This window comes from Embleya scabrispora DSM 41855 (genome assembly GCF_000372745.1).
GTDB lineage: Bacteria > Actinomycetota > Actinomycetes > Streptomycetales > Streptomycetaceae > Embleya > Embleya scabrispora.
In genome coordinates this window covers 21,956-44,219 of sequence record NZ_KB889695.1, presented here as the reverse complement: position 1 = coordinate 44,219, position 22,264 = coordinate 21,956, and the positions used below count along the sequence as shown (strand labels likewise).

The following is a 22,264-nucleotide window of genomic DNA, read 5'->3' as shown; positions in this document are numbered from 1 at the left end:
GCGACCGCGCTCCGCGCGACCGCTCGGCACGGACAGGTCAGAAAGACAGGTCAGCGGGACGACTCAGAGCGACCAGGCCCGTGCGACCCGCCACACCCCGTCGTTCGCGCGGTGTAGTTCGACGCTGATCGGTGCCTCGTCCGCGCGGTCCACCTCGCCGTCGCGTGCCGTCAGCTGCCACGCGCTGACCTGGACGAACGCCACGCCGGGGCCGCCCGGCGCGGCGGGGACCACCGCGGCGTGATCGACTCGGGCGGTGACCGTGCCGCGCGTGGCAACGAACACGCGCCAGCCCGCGCTCTCCCGGGCCGCGCCCGGCGCCGGCAGGTCCCGGATCCAGGCCTCGGTGGCGAACCGCGCCAACTCCCGGCCCCACCAGGCCTGGTCCTGGTCCCAGCGGTAGGACAGGTACACCTCGGCGAACGCCGCCGCCACCGCCGCCGGGTCCGCGAAGTCCACGTCCGACCGTGCCGCGACCGGGGGTGGCACCGTGCGCGCGGGTGGGCGTTCGAACGGGACCGAAGCCGACGGCACACCCGTCCCGGCGGGGGCCGGGGGCCGTCCCGGCCCGGAAGCGGCCGCCCGCGTCGCCCCGGTGGGCGGGGCGGCGGAGCCGGTGTCCGGCGGCCCGCCCGGGAACGCGCACCCGCCCACCGTCAGGCACACCCCCGCCAGCACGATCGCCGCCACGGCGCGCAGCCCCTTCACCTGCCTCACGCCCCCACCGCCCCCGGCCGAAAGCCCTCTTCGGCGTCCATCCCCAGTACCGCTTTCCGCGTCGACACGGGCCGCTCGTCCGCGTCCGCGAGCGCCCTCGCCCGGGCGTTGTCGGCCCATCCCGCGGCCCAGACCGCCTGCGCGTACCCGGGCTTGTGCCGCCCCGCGCCCGCGCACTTGTGCTGGTCCCACATCCGCCAGCGCCCGTGCGCCCGCTGGAGGGCCTCCATCCATCCCAGCGCGGCGCCGCGCGGCGCGTCGGGGACCTCGTAGGCGTCCGTGAAGGCGAGGTGCAGCGCCGCCAACTCCCAGACCAGGACCGGATGTTCGAACCAGCACCCGGGCAGTACGTCGGCCACCGGGAACACCGAGACCAGCCACTCCACCCACCCGATCAGGCGTTCCCACGCCGCCCGGGTCGCGTCCGCGTCCAGCACCCGCCAGTCGTAGTCCGCAGTGGCCGGCCCCTCCCCCTCCCCCTCCGCATCCGTACCTCCGCGCCCGCCGCCCGCCTCCAGCGCCTGCAGGCGGGCCACCACGCTCTGCTGTTGCTCCGCCAACCGCAGCAACAGTTCCTCGAGTTCCGCCAGGTACTCCTCGTTGCCCCGGTCCTCGCCGCCCCGATCGGCCGCCGCCGCCCCGCTCATCCGGCACCGCCCTCGATGCCCATGCGGGCGTACAGCGCGTCCCGCGACTCCGCCAGTTCCTTCGCGTCCTCGCGCTCCCACCACGGGGTGAGCACGGTTTCGATCGGGGGCAGGTTGCGGGTGAACAGGAGTGCGTGGCCGACCGGGAGTTGGCGGATCTCGGACTTCTCCAGCACCGGGATCCGGCGGACCGAGCGGCTGAACGTCATCCGGCCCTCGCTGAAGCTGTCCCCGGGGGTGTACTCGTCCACCTGGCCGGACATGTCCGCGAGGTTGCCCAGGTCGGCCGGGTCGGAGAGGCCGCCCAGGATCAGCTTGACCGAGCAGGTCTCCCACATCGCCGCGGCGCCCGCCTCGTCCCAGCGGGCTCTGGCCTGCCAGCGCGACTGCATCGCGGCGATGGTGGTGATGCCCTTGCCGCCGCCGTCGGACATCAGGTTCGGGAGCGAGGGGATCGGCGCGATGTTCGTGCACTCGTCCAGGACCAGCGACAGCGGCGGGTCCAGGCGCGAACCGACCGAGCGCTGCGCGAGGTCCTGGGCGACGCGCACGATGTCCTCGATGAACGCGCAGATCAGCGGCGCGACCGAGATCTGCGAGCTGCGCGAGCCCAGGATGTACAGGGTGCCCTTGCGCCTCAGGAAGTCGGCCGCGTCGAACGCCTCGTTCGAGGCGACGTCGCAGCCGGCCAGTACGCGCGGGTCGGCGAACGCGTCGAAGGCGCGTTGCACCACCGCCCACACGCTGCCGCGCAGGCGCGGGTCCGCGGCTTGGAGCTCGGCGAGTTGGTCGGCCCACATCGGCGCCGCGTCCGGGTGCGAGCGCAGGATGCCCACCGGGGTGCGGTCGTCCGGGTTCATCGACCACTCCAGCACCGTGCGTACGGTGTATCCGCCCAGGTCGGCGGCGTGCAGGTAGGCGCGGAGCACGGCGGTGGCCATGCCGGCGAAGAACTCGCCGTTCTCGACGTTCTTGCCGCCGACGCCGGAACCGGCGACGAACCCGGCCGAGCGCTGGATCGCGACCAGGGGGTCCGCGCAGCCGGCCACCGGGGACCAGCGCAGGCGGTCCATCCCGGAGGTGATGTGCTGCGGGTCGAAGACGTACACCGGGCCCAGGCGGGCGCGGGCGGCGTAGGTGACCGGCAGGGTGTCCAGGCGGGTGCTGGTGGTGATCACCGCGCCGGGGGCGCCCAGGATGCGGTCGACGATGTAGAACATCGTCTTGCCCATGCGTTCCGCGGCCACCAGCAGCCCGGACCACTCGTACAGTCCCCACAGGCGGCGTCGGGTGCCGGCCTCGCGGCCCAGCGAGTACGCCACCTGCCCGGGTTCGACGCCCTTGCGGCCCGCCAGGGACGGCCGCACCACGGCGGCCTTGGCCAGCACGGCCTCCTCCGACAGCAGGCCCTCGATGTCGGAGGGGGTCGCGAATCCCGGGCGCCGTCCGCGCGTTCGACCCCGTAGTCGCCACACGCCCCAGCCCAGCGCGCCCACGAGCGCGCCCAGCAGGACGGTCAGGACCGCGTACACCGCCACCGGTCCGCCGACGTCGGCGCGGGCCGGCTCCGGCCACGCCCGGGCGGGGTCGCCGCCGTGGGCGATCCAGCGCGCGGCGGTCCCGGGTGCGTCCCCGGGGCCTGCGTCCGGCCAACTCCCGTGGGTGAGGACGCCGGCGAGTTGTCCGGCCAGCCACACCGTCCAGACCACCAGCGCGAAGAGCGTGAGCGTGCACAGGCCCAGCAGTACGCGGGCGCGGATCTCCTCGGGTTCACCGGCGGTGATCTTGCCCTTGTCGCGGGTTCGACCGCTGTCGCGGTTCACACGCCCACCCCCGAGGCCGTCGAGACGGCGTCGGTGCCCATGGCGGTCGGCGCCGGCGCGGGGGAAGGCGGTGACGTTTCGGGGCCGTCCGGGGTCTCGCCGACGTGGTTCATCCGGCTGTCCGTCTGGACCATCTCCTTCTCGATCCGGCTCAACCGGTGCTTGACCACGTGGTATTGGGTGCCGATGTTCCACACCGCGACGCCCTGCTTGAGGCGTTTGAGGAGGTCGGTGACCACGTCGGAGGTGCCCAGGAACTCGCGTGCCTGGGCCAGGCTGCCCTCGGACTGCCGGTAGGAGATCCGCACGCCGGTGTCCTCGATCAGGCCGCGCGCCATCCGCACGATCTCGCTGTCGCCGTCGCCGACGGCCGCCAGGTCGGAGAAGCGGTGGAACCCGATCACGTTCGACATGCCGTACGCGCGGGCGATCTTGAACTGTTCGCGCAGCCGGCGCACCAGCGGCAGGTAGCGTGCGATGAGCGCGAACTCGTCGTAGACGACGATGCGCTGCTCGCCGTCCGGCCGGGACAACTCCGCCTCCAGCCAGGATTGGGCGCAGGTCATCGCCATCGCGGTCATCTCGTCCGAGGAGCGCATCGCGGACAGGTCGAGGACGGTGCCGTCGGCGGTGAAGTCCAGGTTGGACGTGGACGCGCCGTCGAAGATCCCCGACAGGGGCCCGTGCACGATCCGGTACAGCGCCATCCGCGCGTTGGAGGCGTTCTCCAGCAGCCGTTGCGGGTCGACGCTGATCCGGGACGCGTCGGTGCGCCAGCGATGCGGATCGCTCATGCCCTCCAGCAACTGTCCCAGGGTGGGGTCGGCGCGCCGTCCGGCGCTGGTGCCGTCGTGTTCGCGGGTGAGGGCGTCCATCCCGAAGGTGACGGCGGTGCGTTCGGCGTCGGTGAGGCGTTGGCCCTTCTCGATCTCCAGCAGGCCCTCGACCAGGAGCAGTCGGCGGGTGCGCTGGTGGGCCAGCCACGCCTCCTCGGTCTGGCCGGGCGCCCGGCGCACCCCCTGGAGCGGGTTCATCCGGGCGGACAGCCCCGGGCCCACCCGCAGCGGCGTCACCCCGGTGGCCGCGGCCAGCGGCCCGTACTCGCCCTTGATGTCGGCGCTGATCGAGAACTTCACCCCGAACGGCACGTTGCGGAACACCAGGCACTTCAGCAGCGACGACTTGCCGGACCCGATCTCGCCGATGACCACCACGTTCGGGGCGGTCAACAGCCCGGCCCGGTACAGCTCGTGCACGGAGAAGGTGAACGCGGTCCGGGAGAACACGTCGAACCCGATCAGCGGCCCGTCCACCGCCAGGCCGGCGTCGTTGGTGAACGGGAACCACGACCGCAGGTGCGCGGTGGTGGTGGTGTGCGGCTGCACGCGCATCCTGCGGGCCACCCGGCCGGCCGCCCGGCCGAACGTGCCCCGGCCGTCGGCCGGCGGCGGCCCGGTCAGCTTTTCCCAGGCCGACTCGGCCCGCGCGCGTCGCCGTTCCAGCCGTTTGCGCGCGCGTTCCTCGTCCCGGGTCTCGGCCAGGCGGCGCAGTTCCTCGCCCCGGTTGCCCTCGCGGACCAGGCCCTTGTCACGACGTGCCACTCAGATCACCCCTCGCATCGGGGCCAGTCCGTACGCCAGCGGCAACGCGCCCGCCAGGAACGCCTGGTCCTGTTCGCCGTACAGCACGACCGACTCGCAGCCCGACTGGGACAACTTGCGTCGCACGACCCGCATCTCCTTCTCCAGCGCGGCGATGTCGACTGCGGTGACCGTGACGAACATCGAGTACCGGACCCGGGTGAACCCGGCGGCGACCTCCTCGTCCTCGCGCGAGGCGGCCCGCGCCTCCTGACGCTGTCGGGCGCCCTCGACCAACTTGAGCTTCTGCCGGGTACGCCGGTCGCCCTCGTGCGCGACCATCTGCCGCCGCGACATCGCCTCGGCCTTGGCCGTCGACAGGGGCTGCGCGACCAGCGTCACCGACCGCCGGCAGGAGGTCTGGTTCAGCACCGGCGTCAGCCAGTTCCGGCCCACCTCGCGCACCGGCAGCTGGTGCACCCACACCGTCTGGGACCAGCCCGAGTCGTGCCGGTAGTACGCCCAGTGCGACTCGGTCGCGGCCGGTCCGGCCAGTCGCGGGTCCACCCCCTCGGCGGCGCCCTCGCCGTCGACGCCGCGCGCCTCCAGCGTGGTCAGGTCCGCGGGGTCGAACTGGGTGCGCAGCACGGCGGCCAAGCCGCGCGGGGACAGCCAGCCCTCGGTGGCCACCCCGGCGTCCAGCACGCCCTGTTCGAGCGCGCCGAGGGCGTCGACGACCACCGCCGCGATCGCCGCGTCGGTCCCGCCGGCCTCCTTGACCTGCGCGGACAACCGCGCCAGGTCGAACCGCACGGCCAGGTACACCTCGTGCCGCAGCGTCGAGGGGGCCGAGGCCGCGACGAGTTGCTTGAGCGACGTCGCGGCGAGTGTGTCGGGGCGCACCATCCGGGTCCGGATGAAGCGTTGCGCCCGGTTGGCGCCGTCCGGGACGGTGCGTTCCATCACCGACCACGACGCCAACGACTCGTCGTCGCCGAACGAGCGCATCACCGAGCCCCAGTCCACCACCCGGCGCTCCTGCAACGAGGAGTCCTCCAGGATGGTGTTGGTCCCCTGGCAACGCAGCACCGCCACCACGTGGCGGGCGTGACGGTCGTGGATCAACCCGACCTCGCGTTGCCCGTCGGGTGCGCGGGCCGGCAGCCATACGCACCCGGCCAACGCACCGGGCAACTCCATGTGCTCCTGCACGGCGTTGCGCGCGAACGGCCCGCCCCGGTAGACGTTCTGGCGCATGCCGCGCTGGGCCAGGTAGGCCCAGATCACCGGTACCCAGGCGGTCAACGCACGGCCGCTCCAACGGGCCAGGGCGATCGTCAGGAACAGTGCCATGACGACGATCCAGATGATTCTCAAAGGCCAGTTATCGGCTCTGAGTACCGCGACCCCGCACAGTAGCGCCGCGACCAGCGCGCCGAGCCGCCCGAGCGTGAATCCCATCAGGACACCACGCGACTCCAACGGCGAGAACTTGAACCTCATCGCACTACCCCCACGCCTGTTCGCCGCTGTGACTGTTGTGACCGACACCCGGCACCGTCTCCATGGGGCCGTCCGCACCGGACGAGTCCGACGAGGCGGACGTGGACGGCGGGCCCACCATGGAGGTGGGAGCGGATCCACCGGAGAAGGCCGCGCCGGACGAAGCACCCGGACCCCGTGAGCCGGCCGACCCGGCCCCGGCACCTGCTCCGGCCAGCGCGACCTCGGCGGCGATCTGCTCGTCGCCCGAGGGGGAACCGGGCGAGCCCGGGCCCGGGCCGCCGGTGGGCGAACCCGCGGTCTCGGCCGCCAGGGCGCCGCCCGGGTTCAGGGCACCGGGATCGCCACCGTCCTCGGGAACGCCCGGCGCACCGCCGTCGTGGGGGCCGTCCTCCTCCGCCTCGGGCGTGGGGTCGTCCGCCCCGTCGGCGGCGTTCTCGGCGGGCCCGCCGCCCGGCGTCGAACCCTCGTCGTCCGCGTCCATGTCCGTGTCGTCGTCGCCGGTCTCGGCGGCCATGCCCGACTCCACGTCCGCGAGGTTGGCGTCCATCTGCGACGCGGGCGAACCGCCCGGGGAATCCCGGCCGGGGGCGGCCGGGGCGGGATCGTCCTCGGACCCGCTGCCGGGCATCGCGGCGTCCTTGGCGTTCTTCATCATCTTGGCGCCGAGGTCGTTGCCGATGCCGGTGGCCTGCGCGTCGATGAAGGAGAACATCTTCATCAACGCGAATGGCGCGTAGACCATCATCCAGATCATCCCGAGGCCGCTGAGGACCGCCACCAACGAGTCGCCCTCGCCGATCAGGCTCCCCGCCAGCAGCCACAGCGCCGCGATCACGAACTTGCTCCAGGCCAACGCCGTGAAGTTCCAGAACCACTTGCGCGCCCAGGTACGGGTGTGGGGATGCGCCTGACCCACCATCGCGATGGCCCCGAACAGGGCCGCCGCGTACAGCTCGATGCCCCGGACGAACATGATCACCATCAGGGCGATCAGTCCGATGATCGCGAAGATGGAGGCCAGCAGCACCACGATGACCATGCCGCCGTCGCCCATCACTTCGCCCAACTGGTCGGCGAACGCCTGCGCACTCCACTGGGGCTTGTTCTCGTTGGACTCCAGGAGCTTCGTCGTGCACTGATCGGAGAGCTTGACCATGAGGTCGGCGACGTTGGCCGCGAGGCAGATCCCCAGCACCGCCCGGATCAGGCCGCCCACCGACGCGGGCACATGCCCGAACTTGTCGGAGACGATGTTCAGGAGCACCGCCGCGACGAAGAAGATGAACACCAACGCCAGCATCACCGTGGCCACCGAGTCGTACACCGAGGTGAAAGCGGTGCCGTGCAAATCCGGGGCGGTCTTGTCGAAGATGAACTCGGCCGCCTTCGCGAACAGCGTCGTGGCGCTCTCCGCGGCCGCCTTGACGAGCTGCTCGAGGCCCTTGTTGGCCAGCCATCCCGCGAATTTCCCGGGGAGTTTCAAGACCTTCCCGGCGGCCGAGACGATCGACTTGACAGCGCCCGGAACATCCGGGATGACGTTCCCGAAACTGATATCGAGCGTCTTGCCGCTCTTGTCGAGCAGCGATTCTCTGACCTTGACCGGATCGCATGTCCGCGACATGGCATCGCCCTTGGGGATCATGTCGCAGTGAATCTGACCATCGACACCCAAAAGCCCGGGGAACGTCCCGAAGTAGGTGCAGGTCATCCAGTCCGGCGTCGGCACCGGCATCCGCTCGCCGCACTCCATCACGGCGTCGTCCTTGATCCAGGTGACCGTGGGCCACGCCTTGCTCAGACCCTCGAAGACCTTGCGGAGCCAGGGCTGCGTGCTCGGCGGCACCACGTTGATGTCGGTCGTGCGCCCACCGGTGACCTGCGCCCTGATCGCCGCAGGATCGCAGTTGCCCACCAACGCGTGGCCCTCGGGGAGCTTGTCGCAGTGGACCTTGCCGTCCCAGCCCAGGAAGCCTGTGGGCGTGAGCAGACCGTACGTACGGCACAGGTTGTAGACCTCGGGGGCGGAGCCCGCGCAATCGATGGTGTTCGCCTTGATCCACGACACGTCCGGCCAGGCGAGCGTGAGTTGGGATGCCGACACCGGAGCGTTGGGATCCGGCGGGGGCTTGGGCGGGGCCGGCGGCGGCGGGTCGCTGGTGCGGCCTCCGGTAATCTCCTTGCGAATCTTTTCCGCATCACATTTGTCGAAGAACGGCTTGCCGGTCTTCGGGTTGAGCACTTCACAGTGGATCCTGCCATCCAGGCCGATGAACCTGGTCCCCAGCGTCTTCAAGCCGTACTTCTCGCACTGCTGCTGCGTCTTCTTGACCGCCATCGAGCGGCAGTCGATGGGCTGGGTCATCAACCAGCCCACGTCCGGCCACGCGGATGCCAGGTTGGGGTGCTCAGGGGGGGTGGGCTTCGGCGGCACATCGTCGGCGGATGAACTCCCCACCCCCAGCAGGCAAGCCACCAGAGCGAAGACCACGAGCAGACCCGCGCGCCGCCACACGCCGTCACGGGCCATCGGCCGCCGCCCCCGGCGCGGCCAGCACCACCGTGAACCGATCCGCGGTGTCCGGCTGTCCCAACGTCGCCGGTATCGGTCCGGGCTGCGGCTCGTTCAAGACGACGATCCGCCACCCGTCGTCCACCCACCGAAGGCGCGCGCCCATCGTCACCCACGACAACATCGGCGTCGCCTCCGGCGTGCGGCCGTCGGTCTTCATCCCGATCAGGTCGATCGCCCACACCAACGCCCTGACCTGCCCGTCCGGCTCGGACTGGGTGATCACCCGCATCGGCACGAACTGATTGACCGCGCCCGGGCGATCGGCGGAGAACGTCGACCCCGCGAGCCGGTCGATCTGCTCCTGCGGGGCACCCGCCAGGACGATCCGACGCGCGTACTCCACCCCCGCCGCGCGCGGACCCGTGCTCAACGCGAAGACGTTGCGCAGGTAGGCGGCCAGCGCCTGGCCCGCGCCCTCGGTCGTATTCGGGTACGACGGCGCCTGACTCGTACGCACCGGCATCCACGGCGTACCGGCGGGACCGCTCGCGGCCCCGCCGCCGACGCCGCCCGCACCCGACTGCGCGTCGGCGTCCGACGCGGCGGTCGCGGGCACCGAACTGCGCCCCCAGTACCAGGCCCCGCCCGCGACACCCGCGACGAGCGCCAGGACCAACAACACCACCAAGGCGCGCGGCCGTCCCGCGTGCGCGGACGTGTAGCCCACACCCAACCGACGCGCGCTCATCCCGCGATCACCGTGTCGATGACGAACTTGAGGATCGCCCCGGAGGCCCCCAGGATGGCGACACCGCCCAGCGCCTTCCACATGAACGTCTTGCCCTGCGCGGACACGTGGTGGCTCCCGAATATCGGCCCGACCATCCACATGACCGCGCCGCCCGCCAGAGCCGCGATGGCCATCGAGAAGCCGATCCACAACATGCCGTTGGCAATGGTGTCCAGTACCCCACCCTGCGGAACGGCGCCCTTGTCGGGCTTGAACCTGGTGTAGTCGAATGTCGAACCGGTACCCGTGCCGCCACCGGGGGGCGGACTGGACACCGGAGTCTCGGCCGGGAACATCACCCGGGCGTGGGCCCGGACCAAGGCGTGCGCAAGAGAACTCATGTCATGTCCTTCGAAGTCGTGGGGTCCGCCTACGCGGACGTGGTCGATTCCCAAGCCGCCACCACCGCGGCGGCGATCTCCAAGAGCGCGCCGCGGGCGGCCTTGCCCAGCGCCATCGGACGCACCGGCTCCGGCTTGGCCAACTCGCGGTCGTACGGCAGTCGCACGACCGCCCGCACCTGCCGCGCCAGCACCCGCTCCCCCGCCCGCACCTCGCGCGGCGGATTCGGCGCGACTTCGTTGACCACCACCACCGCGCCGTCCACGAGCCGGTCGTGGCCCAGCGAGCGCAACCAGGCCAGGAACGCCAGCGCGTGCTCGGTCCCGTCGCCGCTCGCCCGCGCCACCAGCACGGCCGTCGTCGAGCGCCGCAACGCCTGCTCACACACCGCGTCCCCGGCGGCCGGCGCGTCCACCAGGACCAACGGATACGCGCCGCGCACACGGGTGAGGACTCGGTACAGCGCCCCCGCCGTCATCGGCGGACGCGTCCCGTCACCTCCCGGTCGGGTCTCGCCGGCGAGCATCTCCAGCCCCGTCGGACCCTGTTGCGTGAACGCCCGCGCCTCGTGGTGGGGCATCGCCTCCAACCCCTCCCGCGCGAGCAGGTCGTTGAACGTCGCCTCGCACGGCGGCCCCACCCGCGCCGGAAGCCCGCTCCACGCCCGGGTACCGGCGTCGATCGCCAACGGCGGAGCCGCTCGCGGCGCCGCGAGCGCCAGCAACGCCCCGAGCGCGGCGGTCACCGTCGACACCCCCACGCCCCCGGCGGGCGAGGTCAGCGCCACTACCGGGGCCCGGGCGGGCAGCCTCGCCATCGCCGTCCACACCGCGTGGGTGCACGCGGACATCGGCAGGCCCTTGGGAACCTGGCGGGTTCCACCGGCGGCCGGGGCGTTCGGCGACACCGACGGTCCGTCCGGCGGAGCGGGCGGCGGAGCGGGCGGCGGAGCGGGCGGCGTCGCGCCGATCGCCCGTTCCGCCGGACCGGCCGAGCCCCTCTCCGGCACCGGTGCCGTCCGCCGCCCCGCCAGGGACACCGTCTCGCTCACGATCCCTCCCCCCGTCCCTGTCGCCGTGCCCGTCGCACCGAGGTCAGGTCGTCCAGCCGACTGCGCAACTCGCGATCGTCCCGACCCGCGACGGCCATGTACGACGCCTGAACCTCGCCGGCGTCGTCCAGGAAGTCCTCCATCACGTTCAACGTCTCCGGCGCGAACGGGTCGGTGACCAGCCGATACGCGATCCGGTACGCCTGCCGCCGAGCCCGCGCCAGACACAACTCGTCCGGATCCAGACCGTCGACGTCCTGCTTGGAGAGCCCGAAGTCCGGCTCGAACCCGTCGGGTTCGAAGGAACCCGACTCGAACCCCCCTGGCACCGACCACGTCGGCTCGGTCATCACCACTCCCCCGCTACGCCGGACGGACACCGACGAAGGTGCGCCCACCCGCCGCGCTGTGACCGGCATGCGCCCGCCAACCTCGGGTAATCCGCGCCCACCGATCTCAGGCGGCACGCGGCGCGCCATGCCCGGCCTCCCGCAACCGCCGCACCGCGCGACTGTGCCGCTGCCGCAGCGACGCGTACGAGATCCCCCGGGACGCGGCGATCTCCGCCGCCGGCGGCGCCGACTCGCGATAGTCCTGCGCCAACATCCGCGCCTGCTCCGCGGTGAGGACCCCCTCCTCCACCGCGCCCACCAACAACGCGATCAGATCCCCACGCGCGGCGTCGACGGAGTGCGGCCCCACCACCCGCCAGTCCCGCAACGCCGGATCCGAGGCGTCGATCACCCCCAACCGCACCCCGCGCGCCAACGCCGCCCCGGTGTCCAGGCGCCTTTCCAACGCCGGAAACGGCGCCGACACCCCGGTGTCGCCAATCGGATCAGGCGTCAGCACGAGCGTCACGTGCCCCCGTCGACGACCCGCCCCCGTCCCGTACACGACCCGGTGCAGCGTGTCGCAGGCCAGATTCGCCGCGACCCGCCCCGTACGCCGGTGGTACGGATAGGCCCGAATGACCTCGTACAGACACCCCAGAACGTGCCCGGCCGCGTCGTCGAAACTCTGCCCCGGCCCCCGCCGCGCCGACGCCAACCGCACCGCGTGCGGCAACATCTGCTGCAACAACACCCGCCCCGCCAACTCCACCCCGGAGTCCGCCAGCGCCAACAACGCGATCAACAACGCGTCCTGCTCGACCGGAGCCGCCGCGCTGATCCCCCGCTGAAGCTCCGCGAGCGTGCCGTACGCCCCCAACTCCGCGAAGTCCCGCGACCAGGACGCCAACGCGTCCCCACCGCGCAGGCCGTACGCGATCTCGTCCCACTCGTCGTTCAGCCGCCCGATCACCCCGGTGCGCAACCTGCCACCGAACTCCCCCGACACGCTCCGGAATCCGCTACGCGCCGGGCTCTCGGTACGCCCCTGTGCCTGAGGCCGCACCCGGTCTTGCGCCCGGTCCTGTGCCCGACTTCCCGCCTGGCTCCGTGTCTCGATCACCGCTGCTCCTCCCGTAGCCGATGCCGAGAACGTTGGCCGCGGGGCCTTGCCCGTTGTCTGGCCCGCTCCGACATCAACGCAGGTCAGGGAAGGGAAAGGGCTCCGGGCGACGCGCAGGCAACGTCGAGGCGAGGGACCGGCGAGGGTGTCTCGGGCGGGCGCGGTTGAAGCGAAGGGAATCGATCGCGCACCGAACGCGCGCGGGCGCGGGCGCGGGTGTGGGGGTTGGGGATGGGGATGGGGATGGGGATGGGAGAAGACCACGGCAGATCGGCGGTCGGAACGGCCGGTCTCGCCACCGAGAACCACCATGCGGCGTTGCGGAATCGGAGAATGCCCTGCGCCGCGCCACCTACCAGGCCGAAGGAAGTCCTCACCGGCGACCAGGCCCTCGGCGGCCTGCGCGGGCTGCGGCGCCTCGACCTCGTCCAAGCCGTCGGCCACACCCACACCCGGCACTGCGCAGCCGGCCCCGAAGTACGCCAAGCCCGCATCGAAATCCGCGACGAGGTCCACGCGGACCTCTACCGCGAGCCCTGTCGCAACTGACGCGCCCAAGTCCGCCGCAACGCCGACATCAAGCACACCCTGCAGCTGATCCCGGAGCACGAAGCGCGTGCTGCGTCGGGATGGTGGCCCGCCGTGTCGGGCGAGCACGGCAGCGTGTGGTGAACCTGAAGGGCGACCATCTGCGGGGCTGCCGCAGGGGCGTCGAAGTGCCGTTCGTCGCTCTGGCTGTCGCTGGGCGCGCTATGAAAAAGCGCAGGTCAACATACTCGCCATCGACTGGCAGGGACTGAAGGGACCGAGTTTCCGCTTATGAGTCGTCCATGACAAGCACCTCTCGCCCGCGCACACGCGCGCGGTCACAGGAATGGGGGGCTCGGTCCCTTCGGTCCCCCCGTTCCTGCTCGCTCGCCTTACGCCATCAGGTCTCCGGCCGGCGCTTTTCTGCGGGACGGAACGGGGATCGAACACACCAGGGCGCGACTCCGAGCCGAAATCCGCCGAGTCATCCGCCCGACGACCAAGGTCGCGCCAAAAACAGGCCGGTCACGTTGGTCGGGTGCCGGGCTACGGCTGCCACACCGCGGCAGCACTGCCGGACTGAGGTGCTCTGAGTTTGGTGGAGCGGTGTGCCGCTGGTCGTCGCGGTCGACAACTTCCTCGATCGTTTCCGCGAGGTGCCCACCACCCGCTCGACCTACGCGGGCACCCTCGCCCGGCTCCGCGACCTCCTCGGCGACGCATTCCCCACCGGCGACCTGTCCTGCGAGCAGGTCGAGGCCGTCATGGCCGGGCGATCCCCCGCGCCGGGCTGGAACGGCTGTTCGCCGACGACCGCAACCCGTTGCGCGAACGGGTGTTCTGGCGCTTCCTCTACGAGACGTGCGCCCGCGCGGAGGAGGTCCTGCAACTCGACGTGCCGGACCTGGACCCGGAGTTCCGCCGGGCCACGTCGTCGAGAAGGGCGGCAACCTCGCGTACGTCCACTGGGAGACCCCCACCGCGCGGCTGCTGCCGCGCCTGCTCCGGGGCCGCGCCACCGGTCCGGTCTTCCTCGCCGAGCGCCGCGCGCCCACCTCGGGCCGGCGGGCGCCCGCCCTGGCCGACATCGATCCCGCCACCGGCCGCGGACGCCTGTCCTACCCCCGCGCCGAGCACCTGTTCAAGACCGCCTCCGCCCTCCACGACCCGCACGGCAAGGGCTGGACGCTGCACCAGCTCCGGCACTCCGGTCTGCGACATTTGGCCGCGAAGGGCCGCACGGGGCCGAACTCCAGGCCAAGAGCCGCCACAAGACCTCGCCACCCTGGGCATCTACGTCCGACTGGGCGAGGAGACGTCCGCGCGGGTGACCGCCGAGAACGACGAACACAACCGCCGCCGGCCACGATCACCACGAAGGTGACCCACTCGACCTGACGCTCCGGGGCGGGGAGTTGCCCCGACCGCGGTTCGGTTCAGGGGGTGAGTCCGAGCCAGGTGGCGAGGCGGGTCAGGTCGGGGTTGGACCTGCGGTGCAGGCTGATGAGGACGCGGGCGGTCTCGCGGACCATGGGGTGGAAGCGGGTCTGTTCCGGAGCCGTCTTGCGGGCCCGGTAGAGGGTGTCGAGCGCGGCCCGGACGTTCCCGGTGTCGGTGTGGGCGCGGGCGAGGTCGATCCAGTGATGGCCGGCCCGGGTGGGGGCGATCTCGGGGGGTGGCTCGAACCCGGCGGCGATGTGCGCGGCGGCCGCGGGGCGACCGAGTTCGACCTCGGCCGCGACGTGGTGGATACGGCAGTTCGCGGGCCCGAACGTGAGTTGGTAGTGGCGCTGTTCGGTGGTGAAGCCGTCGGCGAGGCGCTGGGCGGCGGCGAGTTGCCGGGTCGTCTCGCCTGCGTCCTTGGCGCGCGAGGCCAGGGTGACGGCGCGCAGATGCAGGCTGCCGAGGACGGTGACCGTCGCGGGGTGGGCCCGGTCGGCGGGGCCGCCTTCGAGGGTTGTTCGTGCCCGGTCCAGGAGTTGCAGGCCGTGGTCGTAGTCGCCGGCGGCCCTGGAAGGACGCGCTGCGGGTCCAGTCGGCGAGGGCGACGGCGAGGGGGTCGTGGGCGCGGGTCGCGGCCCAGGCGAGTTTGGGGTCGATGGCGTCGGCGAGGTCGCCGTATCCCAGACGGGAGGCGAGTCCGTGGGCGCAGTAGTAGCCGGTCGTCAACAGCGCGAACAGGGCGCGGCGGGTGTTCTCGTCGGTGGCGGCGTGGGCGGCGGCGGCGAGTTCCTCCAGGAGCGCGGGCAGGTTCGCGGCCAGGCGGACGTAGTGGCCGTCGCGGCGGTCGGTCTGCGCGGCGCGGACATCCGCCGCGAGGTCGGCGAGGGGGCGGGGCGTGGTGTCGTCGGTGGGCAGGTCCCAGGCGCGCAGGGCGTCGCGGAGCGCGTCGATGCGCACGGGGACGGTGGGTTCGTCGCGGTAGGGCTGGCCGTGGATGCGTTGGACGGGCACGCGCAGGGCTCGGGCGACGGCCGCGATCAGCGCGTGGCTCGCGGTGCGGTCGCCAACCTCGACCTTGGACAGCATGCTCTTGCTGATCGCCGCCCGGTTGGCCAGTTGCCCTTGGGTGAGGCCGGCGGCCTTGCGTAGGACGGCGATGTTGTTTCCCGTGCCGAGCGGCTGATCACCCATCAGGTCCTCCAGGAAGTCCCGCATCGCCCTCACCTTTCCCGACGGTAGGGCGGCCCGCCCCACTCCCCAAGCTAGCGGCCCGGGCTGTGCGACATCTGTGCAACTCGGGCACGGATTTTGGCCTTTTGCTGGGTCTTGTCCACCCGGCGCTTGCGCCGGGATTCGCCGCCGATGGAGGGGAATTGACGATGACTCGGTTCGAGGACCCGGTGCGCGTGGTGGTACCCCACGTGCTGGCCGGAAAGCTGGTGGCCGCGTGCACGGCCGACATGGACGGGCATCTGTGGGATGCCGGCAACGTCGAGAGGGCCCGGAGGGTGCTCGCCGGAGGGGAGGGCCGGGCGGTGGTCGCCCGGTTGTCCCGGTCGGTGGCCCGTGGCGGGGCGCCGGGCTGGGCGGTGCTGGCGTTGCCCGCCCGGCTGGGCGACGAGGAGTTGGAGCGGGCCGCCGCCGGAGTGCTGGCCGCGATCGGCCGCCCGTTCCTGTCCGTTCCGGGCGGTCGGGGGCTGTGGATCGGCGGGGAGTCGTCCGCCGACAAGGACCCGGGCTCCTTCGGCGGGACCGGTCACAACCGGTTGCACGTGGACGCGCCCAACGTCGAGCGGGTGCCCGATTACACGGCGCTGTTGGTGCTGCGGCCGGACCCGGCGGGCGGCGGGGCGTCATTGGTGGGCGACCTGCGGGCCGCCGCTCGGGAGATCTCCGAGGCGGACGCGCGGGAGTTGCGACGTCCGGTGTACTTCGAGGGACGCGCCGAGGGCCTGCTCGGTGTCGGGGCGCCGCGGATGCCGTTCCCCGTCCTGGACGACGCGGGCGAGGACCCTTCGTGGATCCGGTGGGCGGCCAAGATGCTCGACGACCCGCGCAACGCGGGCGACACGGGCGCGTTGACGCGCTTCGACGCGGCGCTTTCGCGGCACACCCGCGCGGTCGCGCTCGGCCGGGGGCAACTGCTCGTCTGCGATCAGCGGCGGGCCGCGCACGGTCGCGCGCCGCTGGGCGACCAGAGCGGGCTGCCCGACGGCGGCAGGCGAATGCTCATGCAGGCCAAGGCCGCGTTCGACGCCCTCGCCCCCGCGCAGGCGACGGCCGTGGGGGGCTCCGATGGTTGAGCGCGGCGATGTGGTGGTCGTGGGCACGGGCGTCGTCGGGCTCGCCGTGGCATTCGCCCTGCTGGAGCGCGGGATCGCGGTGACGGTCGTGGGCCCGCGTAGCGGGGACCACGTGGGTCAGGCGACCCGCGCGGCCGGCGCGATGTTGTCCACGTTCTCCGAGGTCGAGCCCGGACACCCGGCCGAGCGCACGCGGGTCGAGACCGGCGAGCGGGTCCTGGCACACGGGATGTACGGGGCTTGGCTCGCGCGGATCGCGGCCGCCGGCGGCGTCGAGGTTCCCGCCGTGTCCGGCACGTGGGTCCTGGCGCCGGCGGGTCGGGCCGCGCACCTGGCGGCCATCGCCGCGGTGGCGCGCGGTGCCGGGCATCCCGTGGAGGAACACGACGCCCGTCAGGTGCCGGGACTTGAGGTGCCCGTCTCGTCGGCGGGCGCGTTGTGGCTGCCGACCGAGGCCCGCGTCGACAGCGGGGCGCTCATGCGCGCGCTCACCGCCGCGGTCTCCGGTCACCGCCGATGCGCGTGGCTCGACACCGCGGCGGTCTCGGTGCGCGTCGGCGTGGTCGCGTGCGCGGACGGTACCCGGGCTCGCGCGTCCCGGATCGTGTTGGCGGCCGGCGCCGGGACGGCGTCGCTGCTGCCCGGGGCGGGCCGGGACCTGGGGGTGCCGCCGGTCCTGGCCGGGCGCGGGGTGGGGGTGACCCTGAACGCGCCCGCCGTTTCTGCGGACCGTGTGGTGCGTACGCCGAACGCGGCGTTCGCGTGCGGGGTCCACCTGGTGCCGCGCGACGACGGGTGCGTGTACCTGGGCGGGACGAACCGGCTCACCACCACGCCGGATCCCTCCCGGCCGGCGACGCTCGACGAGCTCGCGGTCCTGGCCGGGGACGCCGCCGGCCTGCTCGATCCCGCGCTGGGGTCGGCCGAACTCCTGTCGCCGCGCGTGGGGCTGCGCCCGTACACGCTGGATCACCTCCCGCTGATCGGCCCCACGCGCGAGGCGTCGCTGCTGCTGGCGACCGCGACCTACCGCTGCGGGATCCTCCTCGCCCCGCGGATCGCCGCGCTGATCGCGGACGAGATCACCACCCCGGCACCCTGGACGCGCACCCGTACCGGGCCCTGCGTCCCATGCCCGCCCCGACCATCGGGCAGGTCCTGGACGAGGGCGCGGGCGAGGCCCTCGTCGAGCACCTCCTCCAAGGCGGCGCCAACCTGCCGCCCGCCGCAGCCCGGGAGTTCGCCGCGTTCGCCGCTTTGTCCCTGCGCGCGCTCGGCGAGGAGGACTCCGCCGGCGGGGCGGCCGTGCGGCGCCTGTGGCGCGCGGCGCCCGTCGTGGAGGCGGTGCCCTCCCTGTACGCGCTCGCCCGGCGACTGGAGAAGAGCCGGTGACCGCGAACGAACGCGTTGCCGTGCTCGTCCTGGACGCGGTCCGCGCGATGCGCCCGTCGACCCCGGTGACCCCGGTGACCCCGGTGACCCCGGTGACCGTGACCGACTCGTTCGCCGACCTCGGCTTCGATTCGCTGGACCGAGTGACGCTCGCCGTCGCGATCGAGAACGCCACCGGCCGAGACGTCCCCGACCACGTCCTGGCGAACGCCGGCACCCTGCGCGACCTGATCGACCACCTCGCGACCGAAAGGAGCACGCCCGTGACGAACACCGCACCCGTGAACGCCGGTTGGGCCGACCCCGGAGCCACCGTGGGCGAGGCGACCAGGATGTGGCACCAGGCCCAGATCGCCCCGGGCGCGAGCGTCGGCGCCGACTGCACCCTCGGCAAGGGCGCCTTCGTCGGCACCGGCAGCACCCTGGGCGATCGGGTCAAGGTCGGGAACTACGCGAACATCTTCGGCGCGACGGTGGGCGACGAGGCGATGATCTGCCCCGGCGCCCTTCTGCTGGAAGACCCCGCCCCACGGGCCACCACCCCGGACGGGCACCGCAAGACCGCGTCCGACTTCACCCGGGCGCCCGTCACCGTCGGGCAAGGCGCCACGATCGGCGCCGGCGCCGTCCTCGCACCCGGGATCCGCGTCGGCGATCACGCCCTGGTCGCGATCGGCGCGGTCGTCGTGCGCGATGTCCCCGCCCACGCCCTGGTCGCGGGCAACCCCGCCCGCCGCTGCGGCTGGGTATGCCGCTGCGGCCGAACCCTGGACGAATCCCTGCGATGCCCCGCCTGCCCGCGCTCCCACCGGCTCCGGGACGACACCCTGATCGAGGACCACCCGGCCGGGTGATGATCGCACCGCTTTGTCACACCCCTGTCGCAAGCGCCCGTGCCGCCGCAAACCCACGGCGGCACGGCACTAACCTCACGCGGCATGAGCCATCCCCTTCCCCCCGCCGAGTACTACGCCGGCCTGCCCAAGCACATCGGCGGCGCCGGCGCGATCCTCCACGACGAAGACGGGCGGATCCTGCTCGTCGAACCCTCCTACGGCGACGGCCGCTGGGAGATCCCCGGCGGCGCCATGGACGCCGGCGAATACCCGTGGGACACCGCGCACCGCGAGATCAAGGAGGAACTCGGCCTCGACCTGGCCCCCGGCCGGCTCCTGGTCGTCGACTGGGTCCCCCCGCAACCCGACGGTCGGCCCGCGCTGGCGAACTACCTCTTCGACGGCGGCACCCTCACCCGAGCCGACGCCCAGACGCGCGTCCACCTCGCGGCCGGTGAGCTCATGGCCTGGCACCTCGCCGAACCGGCCGAGTGGGACGTCCTGATGGCCCCCCACATGGCCCGCCGACTGCGGGCCTGCGCGAACGCGCTGGCCCGCGGCACCACCGCCTACCTGCACCACGGATCGGATCCGGCGACACCCCAACGCTGACCGTGCACCGGGTTCCCCGTGCCGGCCGGCGCCGACACGGAAGGGACCACCCCGTGACCTCTCCCATCCCGCTCGCCCACGCGACACTGGACGAGGCGGACATCACCGCAGCCCTGCGCGTCCTGCGCGGCTGCCGGCTCGTCCAGGGCCCCGAAGTCGCCGCTTTCGAGGTCGAGTTCGCCACCCTGGTCGACGGCCGCGAGTGCGTCGCCGTCAACTCCGGTACCTCTGCGCTGTGGCTGAGCCTCCTCGCGCTGGGCATCGGCACCGGCGACGAGGTCGTCCTGCCCGCGTTCACCTTCGCCGGCACCGCCGCGGCCGTACGCCTGACCGGCGCCGACTGCGTCTTCGCCGACATCGACCCGCGCACCTTCTGCCTCGACGCCGCCTCCGCGGCGGCCGCGATCGGGCCGCGTACCGCCGCGCTGCTGCCCGTCCACCTGTACGGACACCCTGCCGCCATGCACGACCTGGTGCCGCTCGCCCGCCGGCGCGGCCTGGCCCTGGTCGAAGACGCCGCTCAGGCCCACGCCGCCGTCCTCGACGGACGCCCGGTCGGCGGCTTCGGCGACGCCGCCGCGTTCAGCTTCTACCCGACCAAGAACATGCAGGCCGTCGAAGGTGGCCTCGTCGCCACCGCCGACCCCGAACTCGCCCGCGCCCTGCGGCTGCTGCGCAACCACGGCGCGCAGGAGCGCTACCGGCACGAACGCGTGGGCACCAACGCCCGGATGAGCGACGTCAACGCCGCCATCGCCCGCAGCCAACTCCGCCGCCTGGACGAGCGGACGACGGCCCGCCGCCGCAACGCGGACCGCCTCGACGCCGCCCTCGCCGACGTCCCCGGCATCATCACCACGTGGACCGCGCCCGGCGCACGACACGTCCGCCACCAGTACACGATCCGCGTGCGCGAAGCGGCCCTGTCCCGCGACGAGTTCGCCGAGGAGCTGTCCGCGCTCGGGATCGGCAACGCGGTGCACTACCCCGTCCCGCTCCACCGCTCGCCCGCCTACCGGGCCGCCCTCGATCTCCCGCACAGCGACCGCGCGGCCGCCGAGGTTTTGTCCCTGCCCGTCCACCCGCACCTGAGCGAATCCGATCTCGACCGCATCGCCGGCGCCGTCACCGCCCTGGCCCGGGGAAAGAAGGCCACGACATGACCAGGCACACCCTGCGCGCCGCCGTCGTCGGCCTCGGACGCATGGGCCGCCTGCACGCCCGCGTGCTCCGCAGGCTCGACGGCGTCGACCTCGTCGCGGCCGTCGACCCCGCCGGCGACCTCCACCGCGCCGCCGAGGGCATCCCCCTCTTCGCGGACCTCGACGCCCTCACGAACCTGGGCGTCGACTACGCGGTCCTGGCCTGCCCCACGCTCCTGCACGAAGCCCTCGCGGTCCGCCTTGCCGCCGCGGGTATCCCGACCCTCGTCGAGAAGCCGCTCGCCGCGACCCCGCGCGCGGCCCGCCGCATCGTCAACGCCTTCCACACGGCCGGGGTGCCGGCCCGCGTCGGCTACATCGAACGCTTCAACCCGGCGCTCATCGCGCTCCGCGCGCGCCTGGAGGACGGCCAACTCGGCGACGTCTTCGAGGTCGGCACCCGTCGCGCCGGCCCCTACCCCGCCCGGATCACCGACGTCGGCGTCATCCACGACCTCGCCACCCACGACCTCGACCTCACCGCCTGGGTCACCGGCCACCCCTACACCTCGATCGCCGCCCGCACCGCCCACCGCAGCGGCCGCCCCCACGAAGACCTCCTCGCCGCCCTCGGCCAACTCGACGACGGCACCATCACCCACCACCAGGTCAACTGGATCTCCCCGATGAAGAGCCGCACCACCATCGTCACCGGCGACCACGGATGCCTGGTCGCCGACACCCTCACCGCCGACCTCACCTACTGGGCCAACGGCCGAACCCCCCACGAGTGGGAGGCCCTCAGCGCGTTCCGCGGCGTCACCGAAGGCGACGTCACCCGATACGCCATCCCCAAGAAGGAACCCCTGGTCGCCGAACACGAAGCCTTCCGCGACATGATCACCGGACGCGACCGACACCCCGGCGACCTGCGCGGCGCCCTGCGGATCGTCCTGACCGCCCACGCCACCGCCGAAGCCGCACGCACCGGCACGACGGTCCCGATCCCGGACCCGATGACCGACGAGCCGTTCTCCGGTTCGTTCGCGGTCCCGGTGAGCACGCCCGGCTGAACGCGGGGATCGCACACCCTCTTCCGACGCGGCGGGCTTCACGCGCACGACCGCCGACCGGCCGCTCCCCGTCATGGCCGTTCGGGGCGCCTGGCCCGTAGCGGCCGGTACCCGGTCAACTCGTCCGGTTCGTTGGTCGCGTTGACCTGACCGACGGCCTGGGCCTGACGCTGGGCCAGCCACGACAACAACGCGATGTCGTCGCCGGCGCTTCGACACCCGGCCGCCTCGAACGCCTGGCCGGTGGCCGTGCCGATGTCCTCGATCGTCGTCCCGACCGCCCGGGCCGCCTGTTCCGCGCGCATGGCGTGCTGCTCGGCGGCGCCGATCAACCCGTGGGACAGGCTCAGGACCAGATTTTCCTGCTTGCCCGCGGCAGGACCGGTGCTGAACCGGAGCCCCAACACCTCGAACACCTTCAGGAGTTCGGGCGCGTCGACGGGCGGGGGCAACTGTGGCGTGTTCACGCCGTGGATCGGAATAGCGTCCACGAGCCGACAGGAGGAACT

19 protein-coding genes and 2 pseudogenes are annotated in these 22,264 nt (G+C 72.7%); 8 read left to right on the top strand and 13 right to left on the bottom strand.

Translation table 11 applies throughout. The annotated features are described in order from the left end of the window. Nucleotides 1-63: 63 nt before the first annotated feature. From A3IC_RS0136790 to A3IC_RS63115, 11 genes are all read right to left on the bottom strand, one after another. Complete coding sequence (locus tag A3IC_RS0136790; RefSeq protein WP_026219160.1) at nucleotides 64-717, bottom strand: hypothetical protein; 654 nt, start codon at nucleotides 715-717, stop codon at nucleotides 64-66. Then, nucleotides 714-1,364 carry a hypothetical protein gene (locus A3IC_RS63120; RefSeq protein ID WP_020555088.1) on the bottom strand — a complete coding sequence of 217 codons (651 nt, stop codon included), beginning with the start codon at nucleotides 1,362-1,364 and terminating at the stop codon, nucleotides 714-716. Before A3IC_RS63120 ends, A3IC_RS0136790 begins: the two co-directional genes overlap by 4 nt. Then, a complete protein-coding gene (locus A3IC_RS0136780) occupies nucleotides 1,361-3,187 on the bottom strand; it encodes a type IV secretory system conjugative DNA transfer family protein (protein WP_020555087.1) in 1,827 nt (608 codons plus the stop codon). The genes A3IC_RS63120 and A3IC_RS0136780 overlap by 4 nt, the downstream gene beginning before the upstream one ends. Further along, complete coding sequence (locus A3IC_RS0136775; RefSeq protein ID WP_020555086.1) at nucleotides 3,184-4,788, bottom strand: hypothetical protein; 1,605 nt, start codon at nucleotides 4,786-4,788, stop codon at nucleotides 3,184-3,186. Before A3IC_RS0136775 ends, A3IC_RS0136780 begins: the two co-directional genes overlap by 4 nt. Next, nucleotides 4,789-6,270: an SCO6880 family protein gene (locus A3IC_RS0136770; RefSeq protein ID WP_020555085.1), complete on the bottom strand. Its 1,482-nt coding sequence runs from the start codon at nucleotides 6,268-6,270 to the stop codon at nucleotides 4,789-4,791. Between the two features lie 4 nt (nucleotides 6,271-6,274). Further along, the gene (locus tag A3IC_RS0136765) at nucleotides 6,275-8,803 is read right to left on the bottom strand and encodes an ICP22 family protein (RefSeq protein ID WP_020555084.1); all 2,529 of its coding nucleotides are present in this window, start codon (nucleotides 8,801-8,803) and stop codon (nucleotides 6,275-6,277) included. After that, nucleotides 8,793-9,536, bottom strand: a complete 744-nt coding sequence (locus A3IC_RS0136760; protein ID WP_020555083.1) for a hypothetical protein — start codon at nucleotides 9,534-9,536, stop codon at nucleotides 8,793-8,795. The genes A3IC_RS0136765 and A3IC_RS0136760 overlap by 11 nt, the downstream gene beginning before the upstream one ends. Next, the gene (locus A3IC_RS0136755) at nucleotides 9,533-9,919 is read right to left on the bottom strand and encodes a hypothetical protein (protein WP_158696233.1); all 387 of its coding nucleotides are present in this window, start codon (nucleotides 9,917-9,919) and stop codon (nucleotides 9,533-9,535) included. Before A3IC_RS0136755 ends, A3IC_RS0136760 begins: the two co-directional genes overlap by 4 nt. A gap of 29 nt (nucleotides 9,920-9,948) precedes the next feature. Next, nucleotides 9,949-10,971, bottom strand: a complete 1,023-nt coding sequence (locus tag A3IC_RS0136750) for a MinD/ParA family ATP-binding protein (RefSeq protein WP_020555081.1) — start codon at nucleotides 10,969-10,971, stop codon at nucleotides 9,949-9,951. Next, on the bottom strand, nucleotides 10,968-11,321 hold the full coding sequence (locus tag A3IC_RS0136745) for a hypothetical protein (RefSeq protein WP_158696232.1): 354 nt from the start codon (nucleotides 11,319-11,321) through the stop codon (nucleotides 10,968-10,970). The genes A3IC_RS0136750 and A3IC_RS0136745 overlap by 4 nt, the downstream gene beginning before the upstream one ends. Before the next feature lie 106 nt (nucleotides 11,322-11,427). Continuing rightward, nucleotides 11,428-12,312, bottom strand: a complete 885-nt coding sequence (locus tag A3IC_RS63115; protein ID WP_020555079.1) for a hypothetical protein — start codon at nucleotides 12,310-12,312, stop codon at nucleotides 11,428-11,430. 432 nt (nucleotides 12,313-12,744) lie between these two features. Here A3IC_RS63115 and A3IC_RS66985 point away from each other — a divergent pair, with 432 nt between their 5' ends. Continuing rightward, nucleotides 12,745-12,975, top strand: a complete 231-nt coding sequence (locus tag A3IC_RS66985; RefSeq protein ID WP_158696231.1) for a hypothetical protein — start codon at nucleotides 12,745-12,747, stop codon at nucleotides 12,973-12,975. A gap of 2,481 nt (nucleotides 12,976-15,456) precedes the next feature. On the opposite strand, the pseudogene A3IC_RS73760 reads toward A3IC_RS66985, so the two are convergent. Then, a pseudogene (locus A3IC_RS73760) lies at nucleotides 15,457-15,588 on the bottom strand (helix-turn-helix domain-containing protein); the annotation flags it as partial. A gap of 188 nt (nucleotides 15,589-15,776) precedes the next feature. Here A3IC_RS73760 and A3IC_RS0136720 point away from each other — a divergent pair. The 7 genes and pseudogenes from A3IC_RS0136720 (at nucleotide 15,777) to A3IC_RS0136685 (ending at nucleotide 21,755) form a co-directional block, all read left to right on the top strand. Continuing rightward, nucleotides 15,777-16,700, top strand: a complete 924-nt coding sequence (locus tag A3IC_RS0136720; protein ID WP_020555074.1) for a TauD/TfdA family dioxygenase — start codon at nucleotides 15,777-15,779, stop codon at nucleotides 16,698-16,700. Continuing rightward, a pseudogene (locus A3IC_RS73755) lies at nucleotides 16,693-17,718 on the top strand (FAD-dependent oxidoreductase); the annotation flags it as partial. The gene A3IC_RS0136720 and the pseudogene A3IC_RS73755, both read left to right, overlap by 8 nt. Before the next feature lie 113 nt (nucleotides 17,719-17,831). Continuing rightward, nucleotides 17,832-18,092, top strand: a complete 261-nt coding sequence (locus A3IC_RS0136705) for a hypothetical protein (protein ID WP_020555071.1) — start codon at nucleotides 17,832-17,834, stop codon at nucleotides 18,090-18,092. Continuing rightward, the gene (locus tag A3IC_RS58595) at nucleotides 18,089-18,946 is read left to right on the top strand and encodes a phosphopantetheine-binding protein (RefSeq protein WP_020555070.1); all 858 of its coding nucleotides are present in this window, start codon (nucleotides 18,089-18,091) and stop codon (nucleotides 18,944-18,946) included. The genes A3IC_RS0136705 and A3IC_RS58595 overlap by 4 nt, the downstream gene beginning before the upstream one ends. A gap of 84 nt (nucleotides 18,947-19,030) precedes the next feature. Next, nucleotides 19,031-19,540 carry an NUDIX domain-containing protein gene (locus A3IC_RS0136695; RefSeq protein WP_020555069.1) on the top strand — a complete coding sequence of 170 codons (510 nt, stop codon included), beginning with the start codon at nucleotides 19,031-19,033 and terminating at the stop codon, nucleotides 19,538-19,540. A 53-nt stretch (nucleotides 19,541-19,593) separates the two neighbouring features. Beyond that, nucleotides 19,594-20,703 (top strand): DegT/DnrJ/EryC1/StrS family aminotransferase, encoded by a 1,110-nt coding sequence (locus A3IC_RS0136690; protein ID WP_020555068.1) that lies wholly within the window; start codon nucleotides 19,594-19,596, stop codon nucleotides 20,701-20,703. After that, nucleotides 20,700-21,755 carry a Gfo/Idh/MocA family protein gene (locus A3IC_RS0136685; protein WP_020555067.1) on the top strand — a complete coding sequence of 352 codons (1,056 nt, stop codon included), beginning with the start codon at nucleotides 20,700-20,702 and terminating at the stop codon, nucleotides 21,753-21,755. The genes A3IC_RS0136690 and A3IC_RS0136685 overlap by 4 nt, the downstream gene beginning before the upstream one ends. Before the next feature lie 71 nt (nucleotides 21,756-21,826). On the opposite strand, the gene A3IC_RS0136680 is transcribed toward A3IC_RS0136685, so the two are convergent. Continuing rightward, entirely contained in the window at nucleotides 21,827-22,222 is a 396-nt protein-coding gene (locus tag A3IC_RS0136680; protein ID WP_020555066.1) for a hypothetical protein, read from the bottom strand. Between the last annotated feature and the right edge of the window lie 42 nt (nucleotides 22,223-22,264).